This window comes from Chitinophaga tropicalis (genome assembly GCF_009758205.1).
Taxonomy (GTDB): Bacteria; Bacteroidota; Bacteroidia; order Chitinophagales; family Chitinophagaceae; genus Chitinophaga; species Chitinophaga tropicalis.
In genome coordinates this window covers 942,996-966,710 of sequence record NZ_WRXN01000001.1, presented here as the reverse complement: position 1 = coordinate 966,710, position 23,715 = coordinate 942,996, and the positions used below count along the sequence as shown (strand labels likewise).

At 45.2% G+C, this 23,715-nt stretch carries 16 protein-coding genes; 4 read left to right on the top strand and 12 right to left on the bottom strand.

Annotated features, from left to right (window positions below):
* Positions 1–43: 43 nt before the first annotated feature.
* The 9 genes from GO493_RS04100 to GO493_RS04060 form a co-directional block, all read right to left on the bottom strand.
* Complete coding sequence (locus GO493_RS04100) at positions 44–1,105, bottom strand: GumC domain-containing protein (protein WP_157304824.1); 1,062 nt, start codon at positions 1,103–1,105, stop codon at positions 44–46.
* A gap of 30 nt (positions 1,106–1,135) precedes the next feature.
* Positions 1,136–3,643 (bottom strand): SLBB domain-containing protein, encoded by a 2,508-nt coding sequence (locus GO493_RS04095; RefSeq protein ID WP_157304823.1) that lies wholly within the window; start codon positions 3,641–3,643, stop codon positions 1,136–1,138.
* A 285-nt stretch (positions 3,644–3,928) separates the two neighbouring features.
* Positions 3,929–4,915, bottom strand: a complete 987-nt coding sequence (locus GO493_RS04090; RefSeq protein WP_157304822.1) for a glycosyltransferase family protein — start codon at positions 4,913–4,915, stop codon at positions 3,929–3,931.
* Between the two features lie 202 nt (positions 4,916–5,117).
* Positions 5,118–6,284, bottom strand: a complete 1,167-nt coding sequence (locus GO493_RS04085) for a sterol desaturase family protein (RefSeq protein ID WP_232538727.1) — start codon at positions 6,282–6,284, stop codon at positions 5,118–5,120.
* Between the two features lie 229 nt (positions 6,285–6,513).
* On the bottom strand, positions 6,514–7,575 hold the full coding sequence (locus GO493_RS04080) for an AAA family ATPase (RefSeq protein ID WP_157304820.1): 1,062 nt from the start codon (positions 7,573–7,575) through the stop codon (positions 6,514–6,516).
* A 767-nt stretch (positions 7,576–8,342) separates the two neighbouring features.
* On the bottom strand, positions 8,343–8,951 hold the full coding sequence (locus GO493_RS04075; RefSeq protein ID WP_157304819.1) for a DinB family protein: 609 nt from the start codon (positions 8,949–8,951) through the stop codon (positions 8,343–8,345).
* 535 nt (positions 8,952–9,486) lie between these two features.
* Positions 9,487–10,569, bottom strand: a complete 1,083-nt coding sequence (locus GO493_RS04070; RefSeq protein ID WP_157304818.1) for a PA0069 family radical SAM protein — start codon at positions 10,567–10,569, stop codon at positions 9,487–9,489.
* Between the two features lie 77 nt (positions 10,570–10,646).
* Positions 10,647–12,428: a MutS-related protein gene (locus tag GO493_RS04065; protein WP_157304817.1), complete on the bottom strand. Its 1,782-nt coding sequence runs from the start codon at positions 12,426–12,428 to the stop codon at positions 10,647–10,649.
* 95 nt (positions 12,429–12,523) lie between these two features.
* Positions 12,524–13,957, bottom strand: a complete 1,434-nt coding sequence (locus GO493_RS04060; RefSeq protein WP_157304816.1) for a glycoside hydrolase family 125 protein — start codon at positions 13,955–13,957, stop codon at positions 12,524–12,526.
* A 176-nt stretch (positions 13,958–14,133) separates the two neighbouring features.
* On the opposite strand from GO493_RS04060, the gene GO493_RS04055 reads away from it, so the two are divergent.
* The 3 genes from GO493_RS04055 (at position 14,134) to GO493_RS04045 (ending at position 20,534) form a co-directional block, all read left to right on the top strand.
* Positions 14,134–17,445 carry a methylmalonyl-CoA mutase family protein gene (locus GO493_RS04055; RefSeq protein WP_157304815.1) on the top strand — a complete coding sequence of 1,104 codons (3,312 nt, stop codon included), beginning with the start codon at positions 14,134–14,136 and terminating at the stop codon, positions 17,443–17,445.
* Positions 17,446–17,967: 522 nt separating this feature from the next.
* Positions 17,968–20,085, top strand: a complete 2,118-nt coding sequence (gene ligA, locus GO493_RS04050; RefSeq protein WP_157304814.1) for an NAD-dependent DNA ligase LigA — start codon at positions 17,968–17,970, stop codon at positions 20,083–20,085.
* Positions 20,086–20,096: 11 nt separating this feature from the next.
* Positions 20,097–20,534 carry a nucleoside deaminase gene (locus tag GO493_RS04045; RefSeq protein ID WP_157304813.1) on the top strand — a complete coding sequence of 146 codons (438 nt, stop codon included), beginning with the start codon at positions 20,097–20,099 and terminating at the stop codon, positions 20,532–20,534.
* Positions 20,535–20,567: 33 nt separating this feature from the next.
* On the opposite strand, the gene GO493_RS04040 is transcribed toward GO493_RS04045, so the two are convergent.
* The 3 genes from GO493_RS04040 to GO493_RS04030 all read right to left on the bottom strand — a co-directional run bounded on the left by GO493_RS04040 (position 20,568) and on the right by GO493_RS04030 (position 22,787).
* A complete protein-coding gene (locus GO493_RS04040) occupies positions 20,568–21,500 on the bottom strand; it encodes an SPFH domain-containing protein (protein WP_157304812.1) in 933 nt (310 codons plus the stop codon).
* A 220-nt stretch (positions 21,501–21,720) separates the two neighbouring features.
* Positions 21,721–21,930 carry a hypothetical protein gene (locus tag GO493_RS04035; protein WP_157304811.1) on the bottom strand — a complete coding sequence of 70 codons (210 nt, stop codon included), beginning with the start codon at positions 21,928–21,930 and terminating at the stop codon, positions 21,721–21,723.
* Between the two features lie 152 nt (positions 21,931–22,082).
* Positions 22,083–22,787: a LuxR C-terminal-related transcriptional regulator gene (locus tag GO493_RS04030; RefSeq protein WP_157304810.1), complete on the bottom strand. Its 705-nt coding sequence runs from the start codon at positions 22,785–22,787 to the stop codon at positions 22,083–22,085.
* Between the two features lie 312 nt (positions 22,788–23,099).
* Here GO493_RS04030 and GO493_RS04025 point away from each other — a divergent pair, with 312 nt between their 5' ends.
* Positions 23,100–23,705: a superoxide dismutase gene (locus GO493_RS04025; protein ID WP_157304809.1), complete on the top strand. Its 606-nt coding sequence runs from the start codon at positions 23,100–23,102 to the stop codon at positions 23,703–23,705.
* The last annotated feature ends 10 nt before the right edge of the window (positions 23,706–23,715 follow it).

Here is a 23,715-nt window from a genome sequence, read left to right as displayed (position 1 = left end):
CTTTAGAATTTAATATTTTATAGTTGACAGTCCGAATAATGTCCTAACGCATAATGTTACGGTACAGGCTTATCCCTATCAGGAAAATCGCACATAGAAACCCTCCCAAAAAACCTCCTGAAACAATTCCCTTTAATTTACCGAAACGTTCTCTCTTCAGTGGATAGATAGGCGTGTCAACGATCTGGATAACAGGTGTTTCCTGTGCCATAGTCAGTTTACTGAGCTCCAGGTTTTTGAGTACTTCTCCATATACGGTCTGCAGTATCATTTTATCCCTTGATACAACTTCAGCACCCACCGTGGCCATATTTCTTACAGGATTCTGATTCAGGTCCTGCTGCGCGGCAGCAGAATACGTTTTACGGTTTAATAATCTCTCAATAGAGTCTGCCTTTGCCTGCAATACATCTACATTCTGCTTGGAACGCCTGGTCTTGGTACTGATATAAAAGTCCAACGCCTCCTTAACCAACCTCTCCGCAAATATTTTTGAAAAGACCTCATTTTCAGATGTAATATTCACTGACAGGAAACTGAGCTTTTTGTCAGGCTTGGTCACCGTCAGATTTTTCTTAATGATAAGCGTATACAGTATGTTCAATATACTGTCCTGCACACGGCTAAACTCAGCCCTGTCTTTATTATACGCGAAAGAGATACTCGCGGTACCAGCATCCTTCTTCCACTGGTCTCTCAGATTATATGTGGCAATATACAGATCCGCGAGGCTCTCAGTTTTGCCATTCACAGTAACTCCGGATAACAAGGTTTTTTCTACCATCAGCCGGGACCTGAGAAATTCCATAATGTTATCTCCGGAAAATACACCTATCCCACCAGCGCCGCCAAGATCCAGCCCAAATTGACTAGCAAGACCGGCATAGCTGCCCAATGGGTTTGATTTACTTTCTTCCATCACAAATGTCAGTTCCCCCACATACTTTGGTTTTTGTGTTACAGAATATAAAATTCCTAACCCTGCTCCAACTAATCCCATGATAACAACTATCAACCATTTGCTCAACAGATATTTCCACCAACCTTGTATGGTAAGTATCAGGTCCTTTAAGGATATTTCTTCTTTTTGTGATATATCTGGCATCTCAGTTGATTATTCTACTAAAATTACTAGCTATTTGATCGTATTTATCACAGTAACAATCACCAATGCCACAGAGGCCATTGCACTGGCCAACCCTACCGCCTCACCACTACTGAGCCCCTGTCTTGCTTTTCTGATCGGTACATATACCTCGGCTCCGGGTTTTACTTTCGGATAACTGTTAAAGAACAATACTTTCCTTGTGCTTTTTACTTCACCATTCGAGTAAACAATATAACTTCTTCTCTTCAATGCCTGTGCAGTAAAACCACCGGCCCCGCGTACATAATCACGGAAAGAGAAGTTCCTGTCAAATCTCACTTTTTTCGGGAAGTATACCTCTCCGAACATCTGTACTGTCTGCAATTTCTTTGGCACCCTGATAATATCCCCTTCTTCAAGATAAAGGTCATATTTAGAACCGGGCTGAGCCAGCACTTTATCCAGCTGTATACCTAACAATTGTTCTTTTCTTTCAATTGTGCTCCTCATTCTCTCAATGTCTGTACTATCTTTCAGCTTGTTGTAAAATACTTCCAGTTTATTCAATAGCAGAGAACTGTCTGAGCTGTTAACAAAAGTTTTACGCAGCATCACCGCACCTTCTGCATATGCTTCCGGCCTTAATCCACCTGCCCGGCGTATGATATCAGAGATCCTTTCTTTCTTGGTATTGATAGCATATGTACCCGGATATACAACTTCTCCGTCCAGCAACACATTCGCCTGCTCCAGGTAAGAAGGGGCTCTGCGGATCATTACCTCATCAAAAGGCTGCAGGGAAAATGCCGAAGCAGCAGGATTGCCTGCCAGGTCAGCATTGATATCAAACTGTTGGGTAATGGCCATTCTTGTATCAGTAGAATCATATGTCCCCTTAGACCTTACCCTCCTGGAAATTTCCACATGCTTCAGGCTCGCCGCATCTTTCAGACCTCCTGCCAGCAGGATCAGGTCTTCCAGGCGCATACTGTCACCATATTTAAAATATCCCGGGTTGTTTACTTCCCCATCTATCTTAACCTGGTATTCCTCCCTTATTTTCAGTTTGGAAAAGATCATGACACTATCTTCACGCTGCAGTACCAGCTTCTGATTTCCGCTTATAGCATCCTTTACGTTAAAACTGATGTAAGATGGAGTATAATCCTCCTGTAAACGGCGAACAACGCCCCTGGACATCACCGCTACTTCCTGGACACCGTCCGCCTTTTTGATCAGATCGCCAACAGTCATTCCTTCCTCCAACGCATAATCTCCGGGATGAAATACAGCTCCGGAAATAGTGACACGATTGGCAAATCTGTTGGTCAGAATAGAATCCACGAAGAATTTATCGCCAGACTTCAGCTTAAACGCAGCCACCTGGTCTGCTGTTACATTTACCACCTCACGCGATCTGTTATTTACCCTGAAGGCCTTAATCACCTCTTTAAAGGAATTGTCCGTATATCCACCGGCAAAATCAATAATATTCTGTAAGGTTTCGTTGTCTTTCGCTTCAAAGATGGCCGGACGTTTGATCTCTCCAGACAATTCCACTCTCATTTTATACGGATTGATCTTTACAATATCCTGATCCTGTAACACCACATTGTTAGTCAGGTCTCCATGAATAAGGAAATCATACAGGTCAAAAGTAGCTACCGGGTTGCCGTTGCGGATCACATCTATGCTACGGAAGGAACCATTCTCGTTCGGACCACCGGATACATACAGCGCATTAGCTACTGTTGCCAGCGAAGGCAAAGTATAAGTCCCCGGCTGGGTCACCTCCCCGATCAGTAACACCCTTATGCTTCTGATATTGCCCAGGGATACCTGAACAGAAGTGTTGCCTGATTTTATACCGCCATAAATAGTAGCTAACTGTTTGGTAATACGGGTCTGCGCTTCCGCCATCGTAAGTCCGTTCACATATACCGGGCCCAGGTAAGGGATCCTTACATATCCTTCCGGGCTTACCTTCAGACGATGTTGTACTTCTGAATAGCCATATACATCAATGATCAGCTCATCTTCTGCCGCCAGACGGTAATTGGGCGGAGTTGCCATACGTAAATTGGGCTCAAACGTCAGGTTCTTATTGCTGAAAAGCTCTGTACCAAATATCTTCCGGCGTTTTACTTCTTTCTCAAACTCCTCACGGTCCTTTATTTTCTTATATTTCTCCTGCCAGTAATAAAGCGTATCCTGCTCATAATCATCACTGTATCGTCTTCCTGTAGAATCCTGGTTAAAAGCATTCCTTCCCGAATTGCCCGATAGCTCCCTGTCAAGGTTCAACTGTTTGATACGGGCTTTTAACTTGGCTACTTCCGTTTCCGATATTCCCTGCTGAGCGGCATATTGATCTATCTGTGAGTATGAAACATTCCTTTTCTTCATCTCAGCCACCATTTGCCTGATCTGGTCATCAGACAAATTATCAACCTTGATCTGACTCAATTGACTTTGTGATGAAGAAGGCAGCTGCGCATAAACACTTAAGCCTATAGCCATCAATAACAGTTGCAGCAGTAATATTTTCTTCAGCATGGACGACTGGGTATATTAACTTCTTGGATTAAAAAATATCATTCCCCTGCATGGGTTACCCATTCTGGGAAAATCCGGTGCAAATCTATTAAAAATAACATATAAATATTAACTTAATGGAAACCAGTCAAATAATTCTCATATGATGGTAATTTCACCCTGTAAGCCGGGTGCGGGACTGCCACTAAGCTTATATACTTGTATATGCAAGTATTGCACACGTAATAACGGGCAAAACGTAATCGTATTTTATCAGTATCAGGGAAGAGATATTTACTAAAACAATCACTTCTTATTCAGAAGCTTCCTCATTGCCTTTTTTATCTTCCGCTTTATACGCTCAGGCCTGGATAAGGTAGTCTTGTATTTTCCTGTATAAAGTATAAAACCGTTCTCCAGCACAGCGGTATCATATCTTTCAAAAAGCCCTTTCAGCTCACTGCGTGTCTCAAATGTGTATGGGCAATCATATACCGATATGCCCCCACCGGCGCCTATTTTATACCCGCTGAAATGAAAAAATACCAGTTTTGATATTATCCCGTCTGTCGATCTCACATTGTACCCATCTCCCGTTTTCACAGTCATTCTTTCATACAGGTTCCAGTACGCAATGTTATAACCCGGATCTCTCAACACCTGAAGATCTTCAGCAAAATAGGACGGTACGATATTCAGCCATAGCTGATCCGTAAACAGCCCTTTGGAAACATTATTATAACATCCATCAACAAGAACTTCCTTCCACCAGCTTAAAAAGCTGCGGGCAATGTCAGTATCCTTCACTGAAAAGAATCCGCCGTTAAAAACGCCTCCCCTGAGGGAATTCCTTTCTATAGACCTGCGGCCGGCCAGTCCTGCACCACCATCATCCCAGGTTTTTAGAGAAAGATAATGCAGTGTTAAGCAAATATCCCTGCTTTGAGGTACTTCAAACAACTGGTTCAATACCAGGATATCAGAGTCAAAATAGACAACCTGCTGCGGTTTATAGTGTTCAAGTATGTAATCTGCTATATAAGGTTTTAGGGCACAGCTCAGCTCAAACGGGTTATACTGCTCCTTCATCTTTTTATACACGGGAATGGAAATAGCTTCTGCATCAATGATAGTGGCATAATCCAGCTGTTTCAGTTCCTCCAGTGCAAAAGCATCACTATTGAACAGACAGATAAATGCTTTATAATCACGGTTATGCTCCAGTACCGATCTGATAAGTGTTTTGGCCTGTGCTATATGGCTTGGAGTACATATTGTATAAACAGCTTTCATAAGTTTGAGCTTCTTGTTTTTTTGGCAAAGGTTTCCTGTTAGCTTTCAGAATCTGCAAGCCATAAGTAATTACACGAAAGTGCCTGGATGAGATGCTACACACAGTAAGGTTCCCCTTTGCGCAAATCTATTAAAACTGCTTAAAAAAAACGCTTTCCCCTCGGGGAAAGCGTTTTTTTTAAGCAGTTTTAACAAGAAGCTTTCATCGGATCCTTCCATACAACAGGCGTAAATACCTCTGTTCTATAGTAGTACGATATAAAAAGAACGGCAGCTGTACCATGGCAAATACCAGTAATAACAGCGGATGAGGCCACCAGTAGTAAAGAGCTATAAAAGTTACCAGCAATCTGCCGTATTCAAGGTAGAATACCCAGCGCCGCTGTTCAAGAATAGCCCCGCTGTTTACCAGGGTAAGCAGTATTACCAGGGCAATACATACCTGGATGAACACAGGTATATAGTTTTCAAACAGTAAGAAAAAGAAGAGTACTGACAGGATCACTCCTATCTGCCATACCACATAATGCTGCAGGCGGCGTACGGCTGCCCCCGCGCGGTTGCGGGACAGGAATATCTCTTCCAGTTTAGGACGTATGGTAGGATCTATGTTATCCGGCTTACCGAACACCACCTTCCAGCGGGCCCGGAAACCTTTTGTTTGCCTGAGAGTGAACAATATCTCCAGTATAAAGTGAAAATGCTGCCAGAGAAAGCTGTTACTGTCCAGCGGTTTGGTAAGACCATATTCCGGCTCCTCATCTTCTGCCGTAAAAGTCCCGAACAGCTTATCCCATATTATGAGCAGATCTCCGTAATTCCGGTCCAGGTATTTCTCATTTGAAGCATGATGTACCCTATGGTGCGAAGGCGTTACCAGGATATACTCCAGTATTCCCAGCTTCCCAATGGTACGGGTATGTATAAAGAAAGGATAAAGACCATGTACCAGTTGTACACTTACTATCATGGCAGCCGGAAAACCGATAACAGGCAGTATGGACCAGAACATCATGCGGAAAAATGCCTGGAAAACCGTGATACGGGCAGAAACCGTATAGTTGAAATCTTCACTCTGATGATGTACCACATGTGCTGCCCAGAGTATATTCACCTCATGTGCAAGGCGGTGATACCAGTACCAGATAAAATCTGTAAGGATCAGGAGTGTTATCCACAAAAGGATACTTGACCTGATGTCAAAAATGGCAAAATGCCTGTTCAGGTAATCATAAATAAAATAGAAAAGACCAACGGTAAAGGTATCAAACAACCGCTCTGCGATCCCCACGTTAATGTTGCTGATAGAATTGCTGAAACCAAAATAGTTCTTTCCTGTTTTGCGGGCCACCAGGTATTCAACTCCCATAAGCAAAAGGAATAGGGGAACTGCCCAGGCCATGTGGTTTAAATGCACACTTAATTAATTTCGAATTACGGGTAATAACTCTATTGTTTGGTGGCCAATGAGCTTAATCAAAGCAATATTACAATATTTCTTCAATATAGTCTACTAAATTTATAGACAATAAAAAACACTTTTGCCTGCAGCAAAAGTGTTTAAATATAAGACCAGGTTACAACTAAAAGCTGGTCAGTTACATACTTGCCCTGAAACCTATCCTGATCTCCTGCTGTCCGAATGACGGCTCATTCTGGTTCATGATCTCCGCAATGGTCATCGGCTGTCTGATTACAGTATTAAACCCTTGTTTACCAGACAGCTGCTGTGCTTTCTGAACAGATAGTTTGCCAAATTCATACTTGGCAATAAGTCTTCCTTTACGCAATAAAGCACTGTCTATCTGCGAGATGTCACTGTTAAAAGTACATATTACCTGTACATTCAGGCAGTCTGCCAGTAATCCGTCGGAAAGGTTCAGGAGGTTAGATACAGATGAATTGCCGGCCGTTCTCCTGTCCATAATAATGTCTTCTGCATCTTCTATGACCAGGATGGTATTGGGATTGTCTATCAGCAGGTCTATAAACTCCGGTTGCATCAGGTTAGACGCAATGGAAGGAGAAAGGAACAATACCCTTTTCTTTATCCTGCCGATAAGGTAACGCAGATAAGTGGTTTTTCCTGTACCAGGCAATCCGTGCAGCAGCACTATACCTTTGTCATTATCCGTATTTAACCGTTTGCAGATCAATTTATCTATGGCCTGGAAATCATCTTCATAGTACATGGAAAGGTCAAGCTTTGTTTTCTTAAACTCCATGCTTTTCAGCTTTAGCCCTTCGCTGCCGTTGGTGATCAGGTTGATCTCGTATTTCTTCCTTTTTTCCCGGGTCTTGTACTTACGTACAAAGTCTGTCACCTCTTTAACAAAATCCGGCACCTTCCCGTTGTGTAATATTTCACAGTAGTCGTCCCCGAATTCTATCATACACTCATTATCTGTGAGTATAAGGGCCAGGTCATGCTTATATACCTTATCCTGGCTGGGTAGTTCTTCCCGTAAATAAGACGTCGTGATCCTCCCGGCAAACTGCTGTTTAAACGCCGACTGGGCCTTTTCACCGTTTACACCATAAACAAAATTGATATTAGGCAGGGCATTGAAGTAGTATAGGTAGAAGGGCCTGCTTTCCATTAAGCCGTTACCAAATATATAATTACCACTAATCACCCGCTGCTGTATAATATGATCCATGCTTTCTTAATAATAATCTGTAAATGTACATGATGTCAATGGGTTATCATATACCGGAACGCTCCTGGCGTCCGGTAATGACAACATTGGGGAAAATTCAAACTAAGATGAAAACAATATGATGAGTTATAAAACTGATTCAGAATTAAAGCGGGGCAGGAATACCCCGCTACGTTAATCTAATTGTACCTACTCAATCCAAAATCTCATAAAAAAACCCGGCCTCCTTTTACACGGACCGGGTTGTAATAACGTCAACGTATATACTACGTCATCGCATACATCGGCCACTTGATACTGAGTTGCTCTGTATCATGGTCCAATCTGCCGACTGGCATTGAATATTATATCTGATTATCCGTTTGCTTTTCATTCAGTTTTCATGAAAAAAAAAGCCCCGGGTGCTTGTCCCGGGGCCTGTTATATATACGAATTAATCTGCTTCATATAAATTTATAACATGCCCCGAACCTGCTGCGACCATCCTTTCCGAAGGATGCGGGAGCTGTGTTCATATGTACTTGAGTTGTTAGCATGTTAGTTATAGTTTTTTGATTTTGCTGTAGCAAAGATAAAATGAATATATCAGATTTAACAATTTTTTTTCAACTTTTTTTCTTAGCAATCTCTTTATTCATCCGGCTTTCAGCATATACTTCGTTTAGCCACAATAGTTTGCATAAAAATACCGGCAACAAAGCTGCTACCGGCATTTTATTTTTAGAAGGGCGGAACTAAACAACAGATGTTAAAAATGGTCGACCCGTTTATATTAATAACATGCTATCTTCTGTTTCGTCAGGAGCATTTACCACAGTTCCCTGTTCACCCGCATATTCACCCGCCAGGCGTTCCATCTGACGGATATGTCTTTCAATATGCTTGGTGAGGAAGTAGATATACTGGTATATATCCAGTTTACCCAGATGGTTCACAGACATATTTGTTTGCACCAGCAACCCTTCTCCGTTCTTCAGTAAACTAAGGTTATACATACACTGCGCAAATTGCTGTTTGAGCAATGTTCTTATATCTCTGAGGTCCTGCAAACCGCTTGGTTCCAGGTGTTCAGGCCTGATCCATCCGAAAGACCGGCTGCCAATAACATCTATCTTACTAAACTTGTCTTTATAGTCAGCTGGCAGGATCACCGTATTTGCAGTACGTTTACGATCAAGCGCTCTTCTTGTGCTCTTATTAATAATAAGCAACAGGAAGTAATTTGTTAAACTGATATGCTCCAGCACTTCGCGGATATTCCACTGTCCGGCATCCGGTTTGAAATGCAACAGGTCAGGCTCTTTTTCGAACCAGGTGTCCAACTCCCTGAAGTTGGTGAGCAAAGCCTCTCTTACTGTTTGAATTACGTTTCTCATGATCTATCCGTTTGGGGTTATGCACCCTTCTACCTGCTCCACTTTCTGTACGGGCTAGTAGTACATAACAGTATTATAAAATAAATAAAAAACCCGGCTCCATTAAACGGGCCGGGTAGAATAACATACGTGACTATGTTTAGCTACATACCATGCCCATTTGGCTTCCTTAAGGCAAAGCCATCCTTTCGCAGCATTTCACTGCCTGTCTCATACAGGCAATACTTATGCCGCTTAATAGTTATCCCGCACTTGTCTTGCTCAATCATCATTTTTGTACAAAGCAAAAGGTCCCGCAATTTCTGCGGGACCTCTGTTTTATCATTTGATAACTTATAATTCGTTAACAATTGGCGCAACATACCCGCAACCTGCTACTGGCCTGCTTTTGCTTACAGGACATCGCTGAAATAATATGTTTTGGATTGCGTTTCATTCTTCTTTTGCTGGTACAAAGATATTTTTTATTTTTTTTATTTCCGCATTTTTCCTAATAAAATTTGTTGTCAATTTTTTGTTAACTGCTCCGCATACCCTAAAATAATTTCAATTGTATCTGCGGCCTCTCAAACAGGCTGGTATTGAACTCAAAACGTTCCTGGTTCATACCTAAGCGCTTTGTATGTATCTTAAACTGCTGCCTGATCATATCTGCAATATTCCCATCTCCCCTCATACGACGCCCAAAATTGCTGTCATTCACCTCTCCCCCATGCAAGCTTTGTATATGATGCCATACCTTATCTGCCCTGTCAGGGAAGTTCTTATACAGCCAGTCATTAAAGATTATTTTAACAGCATCGTTCAGCCTGACAACAGTATATCCTGCAAACCTGGCTCCGTTGGCCGCTGCAGCCTCCAGCAACGCAGGCATCTCATGATCGTTCAGGCCCGGTATCATAGGGGCCGTCATCACCCCCACAGGTATGCCCAGATCACTCAGCTCCTTTACTATCTTCAGCCGCTGCGCCGCCGTAGTGGTACGCGGCTCCATCTTCTGGCGCAGCTCCTCCTGCTGGGTTGTAATGGAAACATACACGCATACCAGGTTATCCTTTGCCATCTGCTGCAGGATATACTTATCCCTCAGCACCAGCGAGTTCTTGGTAATGATACCTATGGGCTGTTTATATTCAAGGGCAACAGTGAGCAGCTGCCTTGTGATGAACATCTTACGTTCCAGTGGCTGATAACAGTCCGTATTGCCGGAAAGGGAAATAGGTTTGGGTACCCAGTTCTTATTATCGAGGAATTTACGCAGAAGCTCAGGTGCGTTGCGCTTTACTATGATCTTACGCTCAAAATCCAGCCCGGCGCTCAGCCCCCAGAACTGATGGGCGTTCCGCGCGTAACAATATATACATCCATGCTCACACCCCTGGTAAGGGTTCATGGAATACCACATTCCAACATCCGGGCTATCAACCTTATTTACCAGTGTTTTTGCATGCTCCTCCATTACCTGGGTAGGCACATCTGCCTGCCACCATTCATCAATGCCTTCTGCATGTTCCTGCAAATATTCATTTTTCAGAAACCTGTTCTTTGGATTAAGCTGGGCGCCTCGTCCTTTATAATAGGGATTTTCCGGTACTCCCTCCTGGAATGGCAAGGTCATATAGCTAATATTTTTAGCTAAATTACTAAATTTATTAGCTATTTTCCAAATTGAGATAAATCGGGGGTTCGCGCTTTCTAAATGATCTCCATTTTCTGCATAAGGAAAGTGGCATTCTTGTTCCTGGCCACCCCTTCCCTTATCCTGTAATCAAAGAACAACTGATCGTCCTTGATAGTACTCTCAAAGCAATAATTACTGATCTTCTGCGGATAAGCTTCTTCAAGATGTCCCAGCTCAAGATCATGCGTAGCTATCATACCCAGGCAGCGGTATTGCAGGAAATGCTCTATAAGCCGCCTGCTGCCGGATAGTTTATCTTCAGAGTTAGTGCCTTTCAATATCTCGTCCAGCAGTATAAACACCCGCTCCCCGCTTTTCAGCACTTCCACTATCTGCTGTAAACGCAGCAGCTCTGCCTGGAAATAGGAAGTATGTTTGGCGATAGAGTCCTTGATACGCATGGAAGTCATGATCCGCATAGGACTGCATACAAATGTACCTGCACATACCGGCATACCGCAAAGCGCCAGCAACAGGTTACTGCCCACACTTCTCAGGAAGGTGCTTTTTCCACTCATATTTGATCCTGTGATGATCAGGAAATTCTGCGGAGCGCCTATACCTATATCATTACGTACACATTCTTCCGCCAGGATCAGCGGATGCCCTACTCCCGTAGCCACCAGCCGCGCATTGCCTTCTTTTACTTCCGGGTAAATATATTCAGGGTGATTATAGGCAAAAGTGGCCATGCTGTTCCAGGCTTCCATCCTGGCTATTACCTGCATCCAACCCTGAACATCCTTCCGGTAGCGTTGCTTCCAGCGCTCTATGGCAATGGCACAATGTATATCGTACAGCACAAAAGAGTTCAGTGCCACTCCCACCAGGAGGTTTAGTCGCTGGTCAAGCGCATTACAGATCCTGGCCAGGCGGTGCAAGGCCTGGTTAGCCGCTTCCGCCGTTTCCTGCTGCTGTTTCAGCAACATGGAATTCCCTCCCTGCTCATTGCTTATCAGCTGTAATAACAGTGCAAATTTTCGAAAGGTCTTTTCCTTGTTGGAAATAAGATTATGCTGGGCTGTCACCTTTTTCACATGCATACCCAGGATAAGCCAGTTAATTGAAAGGAATATCCCGAAAAGATAGTATTCATCTGTTACTGCATACCACGCAACGCCTCCCAACAGCAGCACCGGCATTACCCAGCGGACAATATTCAGCCACTTTTTATTGAGGAACTCAATAGGCAATTCCAGCCATTTATATAAACCTGCCACATCATCCGGCTGTTCATTGGTAAGCCCGGCCTGCGCGGTGAACTGCTGCCTGAAATCAAAACGGGGCGCAAGCTCCCGGACCAGGTCCTGTGTTTGTGCCACCTGTCCTGCATCCTGAAGGGGAGAACGTAACATATCTGCCAGCTGCTGTCCACCCATTAACGTTCCGGTACGGTTCATATGACTGTAAAGAGAGGAATGACCAAACACGTCCAGGTCACCTGTATAAGGATGCTGCTCATTTGTAAAGCGCTCCCCGTCCGCAAAACCGGACTGTCCTGTAGCTGCCAGCCTCCACTCCTTTTCATTCAGTTCCAGCAGCGCTTTTAATACAGACAACCTGTCCTGACCCGCCAGGTATTTCAGCAGTACAAAGACAAACACTCCCATCAGGATCACAACCGGCGCCAGCCAGATGGCTTCAAAACCAGTGCTTATATATTTATAACCACAGAACAGGGCGCCTGCAAAACATAGCAGCCGCACCCACCCCAGGCGGCTCAACCGGCGCTGCACCAGCGATATCTCCGTTTTATAATGATTGATCTGCTGCTCGTAAATAGCAATGGGGGTCATGGGTTATTCAGATTAATTGTCATAGCCTTAAAAATACTCATCCTTCGTTGAACAACGAAGGATGAGCCTGTGGTTATTTTCTCCTGTAAATATTCTTATGCGTACTGTTTCTTCAGCAGCTCAGGGTGATCCTGGCTTACTTTCATGATCAATTCGCCGAACAGTGTATTTGCCCAGGCAAACCACTTACGTGTATATTTGGCAGGATCGTCCTTATGATAAGATTCATGGATAAAGCCGGTCTCACCATCCGTATTACGCAGCGTGCGCAGACACTCTGCTATTTCTTCCTTATTGCTGCTGGTCAGCGCTTTCATAATGATGCTCATAGGCCAGATATAATCCGGTCCGGTATGCGGACTACCTACGCCATCACCGTATTTCCCTTTATAGAACCAGCAATGGAAAGTGCTCCATACAAAATGACGGGATGCCTGGTATAAAGGATCATCTGCAGTGGTATATCCCAGGTAAGGAATAGATAACAGGCTGGGTACGTTGGTATCGTCCAGGAACAGGCGGTTACCATAACCATCTACTTCCAGCGGATACATATGTCCCAGCTGCGGATGCTCCACAATGGCGTACGCCTTGATGGCCCTGTCTACTTCATCTGCCAGGTCACGGCATTCCCTGGAGAAAGCCGGATCTTTAAACACCACATCGCTGATCTCTGCCAGCTGACGCAGGGAGACTACCGCAAACATATTGGAAGGGATGAGGAAAGGGAATACGGTAGCATCGTCAGACGGGCGGAAAATAGATACTATCAGGCCTACAGGCTGTATAGGCGCACCCCATCCGCCGTTTGCCACTGTATCTGACTGTACAGGTGTATTACGCTGGAACTTGTATGGGCCTTTCCCCTCTTTACGCTGCTGCTCTTTGAATGTCTTTACAATAAGCTGTGCAGCCTGTTTATATGTGCCGTCCAGCACACTGGTGTCACCGCTTTCTTTCCAGTAGTGATATGCCAGCCGCACGGTATAACACAATGAATCTATTTCCCATTTGCGCTCATGCAGTTCTTTCTTCATAGTGGTCAGGTCTGCCTCCCATTCACTGCCGGTAGGCCCTTCATTGAACGCATTTGCATATGGGTCTATGAGGATACATTTGGTCTGCCTGTTCACCACACCGGCAATCAGCTGTTTCAGTTTCTCATCTTCTTTGATAAGCGACAGGTATGGCCATACCTGCGCAGAGGAATCGCGCAGCCACATAGCATGTATATCGCCGGTTAATACGAAAGTGTCCGGACGGCCGTTCTCCACTTTAAATTGTACAGTGGTGTCCAGGGTGTTTGGGAAACAGTTCTCAAACATCCAGGCCAGCTTCGGATCTGTTATTTCTTTTTTGATCGCCGCTATCGTCTTTTCTACCGCCTGGCTGGTGAACTTACGCTGTGCCAGCGGTGGACGCTGGGATACATACCCTGCGGCATTGCTGAATACCGCTTTTGGAAAACCCAGCGCTACTGCGCCTGCCAGCAAACTGCTGTTCCTGATAAAATCTCTTCTTGCTACCATTTCTGATACAGTTTTACTATTACGATTGCGCTTGTTTCTACGAAAGGCAACCCATAAACGTGAACAATGAAGGCGTAAAATAAAAAAATGTGTCAATATTCCACAGTTAGTATTTACGTAAATTACATGCCCGGTGGCCCCACGTTGCCACCATATCTATCAAACACCGGAACAATATGACTGATATCAGCACTCACAAGATCCGTATAGTAACGGCAGCTTCTCTTTTTGATGGTCACGATGCGGCCATTAACATCATGCGGCGTATCATGCAATCCAAAGGCGCCGAGGTGATCCACCTGGGGCATAACCGCTCTGCAGCAGAAATAGTGGATTGCGCTATCCAGGAAGACGCTCAGGGTATTGCCATCACCTCTTATCAGGGCGGGCATGTTGAATTTTTCAGGTACATGTTTGACCTGCTCCATGAAAAAGGATGCGGTCATATCAAAATATTCGGCGGCGGTGGCGGCACCATTCTCCCTGCCGAAATAGAAGAGCTGCATAAATACGGTATTACCCGTCTCTACTCTCCTGACGATGGCCGGCGCATGGGCCTGGAAGGCATGATAGAAGACGTGATCCACCAGTGTAACTTTCCCACTCCCGCCAACCTGAACGGACTGAAATTTTCCAGTCCCGAACTGATTGCCCGGGCCATTACAGTGGCAGAGAACGGACAGCTGAAAGAGCAGCTGCAAACAGGGAACAGCACCTCCATTGTACTGGGTATTACCGGTACCGGCGGAGCAGGCAAAAGCAGTGTGACAGATGAAATTGTACGCCGCTACCTGCACACTTTTGAGGAAAAGACCATTGCAGTTATCTCAGTAGACCCTTCCAAGAAAAAGACCGGCGGCGCTCTGCTGGGCGACCGTATCAGGATGAACGCCATCCATCATCCCCGCGCCTATATGCGCTCTCTCGCCACCAGGGAGAGTGATAAAGCAGTCAGCGCCCATATACAGGAAGCTATAGATATCTGTAAGATTGCCGGCTTTGACCTTATCATCCTGGAAACATCAGGTATAGGACAAAGCGATACCGCCATTACAGATCATTGCCAGGTGTCTCTCTACGTAATGACGCCGGAATATGGCGCTGCTTCCCAGCTGGAAAAGATCAACATGCTGGACTTTGCAGACATCATTGCTATCAATAAATTCGATAAGGCAGGCGCATTGGACGCCCTGCATGACGTGCGCAAACAATATAAACGCAACCATGCCCTGTGGAGCACTGCCGATGCAGAACTGCCCGTTATAGGCACCATCGCCTCCCAGTTCAATGATCATGGTATTAACCAGCTGTTTGAAAAGATACTGTCTGCCATTGCAACAAAAACAGGCATCCGCTTTGGCGACGTATTACACGAAACATCTGATGCCACCACCACCCGCTCCCAGATCATCCCCCCATCACGTACCCGTTACCTGGCAGAGATCACAGAAGCCATTACAGATTATGGAAAATGGGTAGATGCACAATGCAGTATTGCCACCAGGTTGTATCAACTGGAAGGGGCAGCAGCCACACTCCCTCCTGCACAGCAACAGGCATTGAAAGATATAACCAGCCAGCTACGCTCACAGTTTCATCCGGAATGCCGGCAGCTGCTGGACCAATGGCCTGCCCTTCAGCAACAATATACAGCGCCTCAATATGAGTTCCGGGTAAGAGATAAGGTCATCAAACTCCCATTGTATGCCGAAAGCCTGTCCGGCTTATCCATCCCCAAACTCAGCCTGCCACGGTATAAGGACTGGGGAGATATCCTCCGCTGGCAGCTCACCGAAAATGTGCCGGGCGAGTTCCCCTACGCTGCTGGTGTTTTCCCCCTCAAACGTGAAGGCGAAGACCCCACCCGTATGTTTGCCGGAGAAGGCGGCCCCGAACGGACCAACAGGCGTTTCCACTATGTATCGGTCGATCAGCCGGCAAAACGCCTCAGCACCGCCTTCGACAGTGTAACCCTCTATGGGGAAGATCCGGCCCACCGGCCGGATATCTATGGTAAAGTAGGCAACTCCGGGGTGAGCATCGCTACAGTAGATGATGCAAAAAAGCTTTACAGCGGCTTTGACCTTTGCGATCCTAAAACTTCGGTATCCATGACCATCAACGGTCCGGCCCCCATCCTGCTGGCCTTCTTCATGAACGCCGCCATAGATCAGCAATGTGAAAAGTACATTGCACACAACGGGCTGACAGATAAAGTGAACGCTATCATAAAAGAGAAATTCAAAGATCACCCGCTGCCTCATTACAATGGAGAGCTTCCTGTTGGCAATGACGGTCTGGGCTTACAGCTACTGGGCATTTCCGGCAATGAGGTACTGGACAAAGAAGTATATGAGAAGATCAAAGCCCATGCACTGAGCACTGCCCGCGGCACTGTACAGGCAGATATCCTGAAAGAAGACCAGGCACAGAATACCTGCATCTTCTCTACAGAATTTGCCCTCAAACTGATGGGCGACGTACAGGAATATTTCATTACACAGAAAGTACGCAACTTCTACTCAGTAAGTATTTCCGGCTACCACATTGCAGAAGCCGGGGCCAATCCTATTACCCAGCTGGCATTTACTCTCGCCAATGGATTTACCTACGTGGAATACTACCTGAGCAGAGGCATGCACATTGATGATTTTGCACCTAACCTCTCCTTTTTCTTCAGCAACGGTATGGACCCTGAATATGCCGTAATAGGACGCGTAGCAAGACGGATCTGGGCCAAAGCCATCAAATACAAATACAAAGGGAATGACCGCTCCCAGAAACTGAAATACCATATTCAGACTTCCGGCCGCAGTCTCCATGCGCAGGAAATTGATTTCAATGATATACGCACCACCCTGCAGGCGCTGTATGCCATATATGACAACTGTAATTCCCTTCACACCAATGCGTATGACGAGGCCATTACCACTCCCACAGAAGAAAGCGTGCGCAGGGCCATGGCCATTCAGCTGATCATTAACAGGGAACTGGGTACCGCCAAAAATGAAAACCCCATACAGGGCTCTTTCTTCATTGAGGAACTGACAGACCTTGTTGAGGAAGCCGTACTGGCAGAATTCAACCGCCTTACAGAACGGGGTGGCGTGCTTGGCGCCATGGAGAGAATGTACCAGCGTAACAAGATCCAGGAAGAAAGCCTGCATTATGAATCTCTCAAACACAGCGGACAGTATCCTATTGTAGGAGTAAATACATTCCTGAACAAGAACGGCTCTCCTACTATTATACCCCAGGAAGTGATCCGCTCTACCGCCGGGGAGAAGGAATTCCAGATCAATGCCCTGACAGCTTTTCAGCAACGGCATGCACAGCGGGGTGAAGCTGCATTACAACGGTTGCAGGAAGTGGCAATGGAGAACGGGAACCTGTTTGCAGAGCTGATGGAAACAGTGAAGCATTGTTCACTTGGACAGATCACCCATGCCTTGTATGAAGTAGGTGGACAGTACCGAAGGAATATGTAAGTCCATAAAACAAAATTCCCCTGCATAATTGAATTATGCAGGGGAAGAAAAAATAATCGCACGAGACCAGCAATACACGATGCCAGATTTCATTGACGTGGAATTACAAAATAATTTTACGTGGAATTTATAAAACGCGGAATTTATAAAGGCTTAATAAGTTAACATGGAATTACATAAAAGCATTAACATGGAACTATAAAAGCAAAACATGGAATATTATAAAAGCATTAACATGGAATAATATAAAAGCAATATGATCAGATATTTCTTGTTCTTCGTTCTTTTGACTTTCCAGGAAGCATTGCTTCTTAGAAATTCGATTTTAGATTCTGGCCTTTCAGATACTTTCGTTTCGTTACACAATCTTAATTAAATTTTTGTTAATAAAAAACATTTTTAACATCTTTTTTTGAAATTAATAAGTTCAAAAAGATCGAAATTAGGCCCAAATACAGCACAGCAAAGAATTTCAGACATCTATTAAACAATTTGTATTTTACGTCCAGATAGCAATTTTTTATGTATACGAAAGAAATAGAAATCAGTTTACTGCAATTAGCAAAGAACTTGTTAAGCAAATTGCAGCAAAAAGAAAGCATTCAAGACCTGGATGAAACCCTGGAAAACCTGCGTCGTGTTATCATATATAATGATTGGCGCTATTATGTTCAAAGTGACCCCGTCTTAAGTGATTATGAATATGATCAGTTGTATGCCTGGCTGAAAGAACTGGAAACTGCCAATCCTGACAAGGTGAGCGCAGATTCTCCTACACAGCGCGTAGCGCAGGGGCTTACCAAAGCTTTTCCCACAGTACAGCACCTGGTACCTATGCTGAGCCTGGAAAACTCTTATGATGCGGACGATCTGAACGACTGGGACCGTAAAGCCCGGGAAATTTCCGGTCTTCCCGAAATAGAATACTGTATTGAGCCCAAATTTGACGGAGCCAGTATCTCTCTTATATATGAGAATGACCACCTGACCCGGGGCGCCACCCGCGGCGATGGCGTATCCGGTGAGGACATTACTACCAACATCCGCCAGATCCGGTCTATTCCCCTTTCCGCAAAATTCTCCGATCATGGCATCCATTCAATGGAAATACGTGGTGAAGTACTGATCAACAAAAATACCTTCAAAGCCTATAACGATCAGCGCGTGGCCGATAACCTGCCTCCGCTGGCCAACCCGAGGAATGCCGCTTCCGGCTCTCTGCGTATGGTAGATCCGCGGGAAGTAGCGAAACGCGGACTGGAAGCCTTTCTGTATCATATGAGCTATCATACCATGGAAGATGGTAAGACAGAGCCCAAAGAGATCCAGACACACAGTAATACGCTGGACCTCCTTACACAACTCGGTTTCCGCTCTCCTGCCAAAGAAAAGAAAGTGGTAAAAGGCATACAGGCGGTAATAGATTATGTGCTGGAATTTGAAAAGGAAAGAGATAACCTTCCTTATGAAATAGATGGTATGGTGATCAAAGTGAACGACTACGCTCTGCAGGATAAGCTGGGCATGACCACTCACCATCCCCGCTGGGCCATAGCCTATAAGTTCAAGGCCCGCCAGGCTACCAGCAAGCTGAGAAAGGTAGAGTTCCAGGTAGGACGTACCGGGTCAGTAACGCCCGTAGCTAAAATAGATCCTGTTCCCATTGGCGGGGTGACCGTAGGTTCCATATCCCTCTTCAATGAAGATGTGGTACGTGAAAAAGACCTGAAGATCGGCGATACAGTGCTGGTGGAAAGAGCCGGAGATGTGATCCCGTACATCGTAAAATCTGTGGCAGACCTGCGGGATGGCAGCGAAGAAGATATCGTATTCCCGACACATTGTCCTGTATGTGCAGAACAGCTGTATAAACCGGAAGGGGAAAGTGTATGGCGCTGCATCAACATTAACTGCGAAGCGCAGGTAGTGGAACGCATGATACATTTTGTAAGCAAAGACGCCATGGACATCCGCAGCCTGGGAGAAAGCAATGTGCGCAAGTTCTATGGTCTGGGCTTTATGAAAGACATTCCCGGCATCTATAAGCTGGACTGGTCTAAACTGGAACAACTGGAAGGTTTTGGCAAGAAATCCCTGACCAATCTGCAAACAGCCATAGAACAATCCAAATCCCAGCCATTGCACCGGCTCATCTTTGGCCTGGGTATCCGCTACGTAGGAGAAACCACGGCTAAAACACTGGCCAATGCGGTACCTTACCTGCTGGACTTTAAAGACTGGACAGAAGAACAACTGCTGGCACTGGAAGATATTGGTCCGAAGGTAGCTGGCAGCATCAGCCAGTTCTTCAGCACACCAGAAAATATTGAGATGCTGGTACACCTGGAGGCATTGGGGCTGAACCTGAAAAGCACCCGGGCAGATCATCCTTCCGGCGGCAGTCTTGACGGACAGACCTTCCTCTTTACCGGAACGCTCAATAAGCTGAAACGCAGTGACGCTGAAGCAATGGTAGAGCAACAGGGAGGAAAGATACTCAGTGGTGTGAGCAGCAAGCTGAATTTCCTTGTGGTGGGCGATGATGCCGGCAGTAAACTGGAAAAAGCTAAAAAGATCAACACCATCCGTATACTGACGGAAGATGAATTTCTGAACCTGATCCCTGCAGATCAACAATAGCAAAGAGTATAATGGACGATAAATACTACATGCAACAGGCCCTCCGTGAGGCGCGCAATGCTTTCGATGAAGGCGAGGTGCCTGTTGGCGCTGTAGTGGTATTGAATGGCAAAATAATAGGCAAAGGGAGCAACCAGGTAGAAAAGCTGAATGATTGTACCGCCCATGCTGAAATGCTGGCCCTTACAGCCGCCTTCAACTACCTTGGCAGCAAATACCTGATGGAGGCAACACTTTATGTAACGCTGGAACCCTGCCTGATGTGCGCAGGAGCGCTTTACTGGAGTAAGATAGGGCGTATCGTATATGCAGCCCGTGATGAAAAGAACAGCTACCGGAAAACAACCGGCAATACATCGCCCTTTCATCCCAAAACCAAACTGGAACAGGGCCCTTATGAAGAAGAGAGCCTGCAGCTGGTGAAGACGTTCTTTGCACAAAGAAGGTGATATAACAAAAAGGGGGCTGAACGCCCCCTTTTTCTATTTGGTATTTTTCTGTTCCATCAGTTTGTTCATACCCATCATCTGTGTCATGGTATGTTCCATTCCTTCTGAAGAACCATCCAGGAAGATCACATTCCCTTTTGAATTCTCTGCAAAATGCTTGATGGCTTCCGTCCACATGGAGAAGAGGATCACCGAAGTGTCCAGGTTGGCCTGCTGCATTTCTTTAGCCGCCATGGTCATACCTTTGGCCACTTCCTCACGGAACAGCGCCACGCCCATACCCCGCAGCTGGGCTGCCTGACGCTCTGCTTCCGCGGCTATCTTGATAGCGTTACCATCAGCTTCCGCCGCTTTGGTCTTGGTGATCAGCAATGCCTGACCTTCATTCTCTGCAGCTGCCTTCAGGTTATTGGAAGCCACCACCTGGGCCATGGACTTCATGATGGCGTCATCAAAAGTGATGTCGTTCATCTGCAGGTCCTGCAAATGATAGCCCCAGTCTTCCAGGGTCTTGTCTATCTGCTCTTTTACGTGCTCGGTAATATCACGGCGCAGCCCCAGCACTTCAGATTGCTTTTTGATAGCCACGAACCCCCTGATAGAGCCTTCAATGGTACGTACCAGCGCCTGCATGAAGCTACGTTCATCCATAAACTTGAAGGCTACGTTCTTAATAGTCTCTTCTTCCTGGTTCCATACAGAATACAGCAGCATGGCCTTGAAATAAACATTGGCCTGATCTACTGTAATAGCCTGGAATTCCAGTTCCACAGAGCGGTTCTGGATGGAAATACGTTTGAATACTTTCTCGATCAGGGGAATCTTAAAGTTCAGTCCGGGGAATAACACGCGGTTATATTTTCCGAAAATGGTGGTTACACCAATGGTGCCCTGCTGTACGGTCACGAAGCTCGTGAAAATAATGAGGAACGCCAGTACAGCTAAAACAATGTATATAGTACCCATAGATAGGATTTTATGGGTATAAATATATAATAAACGGCGCTAATACAGAAATTACTTCAGGAGAGAAAGTTGCAGATCAAAATAGTACAAACAACGGATGAAAGCCGGGGCTAAACACAACGAATGAAAATCAAAAATCGGGTAGTGTATCGGCTTGAACTTTTCTACCGGAAACAGCTTATCCGCCACAGGCGGGTTAACTGAGACACTATCAAAAGCTTTATATTCTCTGTTGTTTTCTGAAATAGATGTATACGTCGTCGAGTTCAATCTGCTTCAACTGATAAGCCAACCGCGTCTTCAGATCTCCTGTTTCATCCTTTATTTTCTTGTATTGAATCTTCAGCATTTCATACCGGGCAACTATTTCTTCTGCTGTAGCTGAACCATCCAGTTGCAAAATACTAAGTGCGTTTTCCTCAGTTATCATGGCAAATAGGGGTAAAGTCTTTCTAACGTTTAAAAAAAATCATCACGATTATCGGGTCACTAAATTAGTCTGCTTTGTTTGCCGTGCCAATACCCAAGCTTGGGTATTTTTGGTACTTCACTGCCGGCAGTTGACAGCAGACTGTATATATATTATTGATAACCAGCCTTCCTGGCTATTGCAACGAGCTCTGTGGTATTACGGACCTTCAGTTTAAGCCGTATATTCTTTCTGTGTGTTTCTATGGTATGCCGGCTCAGGCTCAATATCTCTGCTATCTCTTTGTTATTTAATCCTTTCACTGCCAGTTTGAGAATATCCTTCTCCCTGTTGGTGAGCTTGTCCAGCAGATCATTATTCTGCCGGCGTATTACATCCCTGATAGCTTCTGCCAGCTGATCATTTGTGTCCATTGCCAGGGTGAGGTCTACAAAAGCGCAGATCACTTCTTTTACATCGCCCTGATCATCCCTTGTAAAGGGAATAGCAATCCCGGCCAGCCAGCACCAGTCTTCGGCGCCCCGTTTACGAAACCTTAACAGCCCTCCAAATGCATTCCTGTTCTCCCTGAACGATTGCTGCGCAATTACAGCGAGGTCAAAATCTTCAGGGTGCATCACCTGCCGGAAGAACTCCAATCCCAGGTTAGTCATTTCTGCCATTGTGTAACCTGTCACATCTTCCATGTAGCGGTTACACCAGTTCACTGTTTTAATACTGTTCTCATGTGTGTAAAGCATTGCTGGCACATGATTCAGGATATTTTCCAACCGGTGGATTTGTGTCTTCAAACGTTCATTGTCCTTCTGTAAGGCATTGAGGGAATCATTCCGGCCCATGTCCGAGTCTGTCAACATACTTTAAGTTTTATACAAACAATAGCTGAAAACCTATAAATAAAAGAACAGCGGTAATGATAACAGTAATTGTAACTCCAACGTTTATACGACCCGGTAGCCCGGCACAATAAGAAATGTTGTTACAACACTTAATGTAAATTTAAAATAAAAAAGCATATATCCAACAGTTTTGGTATGCGAATTGGGCGGAAGTACCTATACCGGAGTAGAGTAACTACCCGTTAGAGCTGTTTTGATATTTAAACTATTAGGCAGTAAATTTGAAAACTCTTTTCAAACTCATATTCATTAACACAAAAACATATAGTTATGGCATTCACACTTCCGAGTTTACCGTACCCACATGATGCATTAGAGCCGCACTTTGATAAACTGACAATGGAGATTCACCACGGTAAGCACCACCAGGCTTATGTTGACAACCTGAACAAAGCTATCGCAGGTACTGAGAATGAAAATAAATCCCTGGAGGAATTAGTAGCTTCTGCCGGCAAGATCAGCCCGGCAGTGAGAAATAATGGTGGCGGTCACTGGAACCACAGCTTCTTCTGGCAGATCCTTGCTCCTAACGCAGGAGGCGAGCCTACCGGCAAACTGGCTGATGCTATTAAAAGCACTTTCGGTTCTTTTGAAGAATTTAAAGAGAAATTTGCTGCTGCAGGCGCAACCCGCTTCGGCTCCGGTTGGGCATGGCTGATAGTAAAAGACGGTAAACTGGAGATCACTTCTACCCCTAACCAGGATAATCCCCTGATGGACGTGGCAGAAGTAAAAGGTACTCCTGTACTGGGCGTTGACGTATGGGAACATGCTTACTACCTGAAATACCAGAACCGCCGTCCGGAATACCTGAAGGCTTTCTGGAATGTTGTTAACTGGCCTGCAGTTAGCAAACATTATGAAGCTGCCCTGTAATGTAACAGAT

Excerpts from the sequence above, each read along its gene's own strand:
- GO493_RS04060 (WP_157304816.1), bottom strand. The coding sequence starts at position 13,957 with ATGGTAGCAAGAAGAGATTTTATCAGGAACAGCAGTTTGCTGGCAGGC.
- GO493_RS04085 (WP_232538727.1), bottom strand. The coding sequence starts at position 6,284 with ATGGGAGTTGAATACCTGGTGGCCCGCAAAACAGGAAAGAACTATTTT.
- GO493_RS04035 (WP_157304811.1), bottom strand. The coding sequence starts at position 21,930 with ATGATAACTGAGGAAAACGCACTTAGTATTTTGCAACTGGATGGTTCA.
- GO493_RS04055 (WP_157304815.1), top strand. The coding sequence starts at position 14,134 with ATGACTGATATCAGCACTCACAAGATCCGTATAGTAACGGCAGCTTCT.
- GO493_RS04095 (WP_157304823.1), bottom strand. The coding sequence starts at position 3,643 with ATGCTGAAGAAAATATTACTGCTGCAACTGTTATTGATGGCTATAGGC.
- GO493_RS04090 (WP_157304822.1), bottom strand. The coding sequence starts at position 4,915 with ATGAAAGCTGTTTATACAATATGTACTCCAAGCCATATAGCACAGGCC.
- GO493_RS04075 (WP_157304819.1), bottom strand. The coding sequence starts at position 8,951 with ATGAGAAACGTAATTCAAACAGTAAGAGAGGCTTTGCTCACCAACTTC.
- GO493_RS04070 (WP_157304818.1), bottom strand. The coding sequence starts at position 10,569 with ATGACCTTGCCATTCCAGGAGGGAGTACCGGAAAATCCCTATTATAAA.
- GO493_RS04065 (WP_157304817.1), bottom strand. The coding sequence starts at position 12,428 with ATGACCCCCATTGCTATTTACGAGCAGCAGATCAATCATTATAAAACG.
- GO493_RS04030 (WP_157304810.1), bottom strand. The coding sequence starts at position 22,787 with ATGTTGACAGACTCGGACATGGGCCGGAATGATTCCCTCAATGCCTTA.
- GO493_RS04100 (WP_157304824.1), bottom strand. The coding sequence starts at position 1,105 with ATGCCAGATATATCACAAAAAGAAGAAATATCCTTAAAGGACCTGATA.
- GO493_RS04040 (WP_157304812.1), bottom strand. The coding sequence starts at position 21,500 with ATGGGTACTATATACATTGTTTTAGCTGTACTGGCGTTCCTCATTATT.
- GO493_RS04080 (WP_157304820.1), bottom strand. The coding sequence starts at position 7,575 with ATGGATCATATTATACAGCAGCGGGTGATTAGTGGTAATTATATATTT.
- GO493_RS04045 (WP_157304813.1), top strand. The coding sequence starts at position 20,097 with ATGGACGATAAATACTACATGCAACAGGCCCTCCGTGAGGCGCGCAAT.
- ligA (WP_157304814.1), top strand. The coding sequence starts at position 17,968 with ATGTATACGAAAGAAATAGAAATCAGTTTACTGCAATTAGCAAAGAAC.
- GO493_RS04025 (WP_157304809.1), top strand. The coding sequence starts at position 23,100 with ATGGCATTCACACTTCCGAGTTTACCGTACCCACATGATGCATTAGAG.